This is a genomic window from Lysinibacillus sp. EB271-A1-10B, from assembly GCF_058791335.1.
Window position 1 is genome coordinate 1 of record NZ_JBYTDL010000060.1, and the last position, 1,483, is coordinate 1,483.

The window sequence follows — 1,483 nt, forward strand, 5'->3', positions numbered from 1 at the left end:
TCTAATTTAGTTGTCCAAAGATTTTCTTCATTTTTTGAAACTTCATCTTGTAAAATGTATCTTTTATTCTCAATAATTCTGTTTAAGTCTTTTAATTTAGAAGAACCATAATTAATATAATTATTTACACTTATTTTTGGTACTTCGATAATATTATTTGTAATACTTTTAAATAATATTTCTCCAATGCACACATACCCATAACCATTGGTACTAAATACCTCTATTCTGTAATACTGATATTCATTGTTGTTTTTGAACTTATAATTTTTAGTTTCGCCATTATTCCATGTCTGTTCTTTAAATTCAGCTAATTTAATAAACTTAGAATTATCATTTGACGCCAAGATATTAAAGTCTTTTGGCATACCATCTGCTACTTGTTGAGTAAGCAATGTAGAGCTTAATTCAAGGGTATTAGCATGAATTTTTTTACCGTAATTAATTTGTATCCAACCTGTTGTTCCTGCAACACTACTCCAATAGTCATAGTTACCACCTGTATTAGTGCCATTAAAAGCTTTCCATGCAGGGTATTTGGAATTAAATTCACTACTTGCACTTGCAACAAATGGAGAAGGGGCAGTGTTTGATGTCATTTTGGTTTCATTCCAAGTGTCGATTGAATCTATTGAGTAAGTTTTGTTGTTAGCTCTAAGTAGTAAACCATTTAAGTACCAATAAAAATTCCAAGAATATTCTCCTGCATAGACACCGATATTTATAGCTAATTCATCATGGCTTGTAATATGGTAGTTTGAATCAAATGTGACTTTGTTAAATATATTTTTTCTAGTGCCATCACTAGCAAATGAAAAGTTTGTAACACAGTTTTCAATGGTATACCCTGAACCTGAATAGCCCCTACAAAATTCGTTTTAACATCGAAAACGCAATTTGTGAATTTTGTTACAGATGTACCATTATTAGAGTAAGTGAAGTTAGGGGATTGACTATCAATTTTAAATAAACAATTTATAACTTCTCCTTTTACAGCATTACCACCAACACCACAAATAGCGTTTTGATAGTTATTACTACTTCTGTTGCCAATTCTAAAATCAAATGTTATTTGATAAGCTTTAGTTTCTGAATTTTAGAACATAATACAATGTGTATCTCTACCACTATGTTTTGAGCCATCACATAAAAATGTTGTTTTTCCTTTTTCTCCAATGAATGAGATTGCTTTATTATCATCCCAAAGTCCACCTGAATTATACTCTCCTGCAATTCTAGTGCCATCATGAGTACCTGCTTTTGCAAAAATTGCGTCACCTGTTGTGGCGCATTTAGATATAGCATAGTTTACGGTTGCGAAAGGCGAGGTTTTAGAGCCACTATTATTGTCTAAACCATTTTCTGAATCAACAAAATATATATTATTGAATGTTAGTTCTAAATCTTTTATTTTTGTTTTAGGCATTATAATTCCACCTGCTCTTTCTCTTTATTAATTAAATCCTATGCTCAAAGGCTTTCT

General features: G+C 30.7%; 2 protein-coding genes. Both read right to left on the reverse strand.

The features are described 5' to 3' along the window. Nucleotides 1-599, reverse strand: a 599-nt coding sequence (locus AC3WSK_RS26470) for a discoidin domain-containing protein (protein ID WP_492535159.1), incomplete at its 3' end; no start/stop codon positions are given. 497 nt (nucleotides 600-1,096) lie between these two features. Then, nucleotides 1,097-1,426, reverse strand: coding sequence for a hypothetical protein (locus tag AC3WSK_RS26475; protein ID WP_492535161.1), 330 nt, complete (start codon nucleotides 1,424-1,426; stop codon nucleotides 1,097-1,099). Between the last annotated feature and the right edge of the window lie 57 nt (nucleotides 1,427-1,483).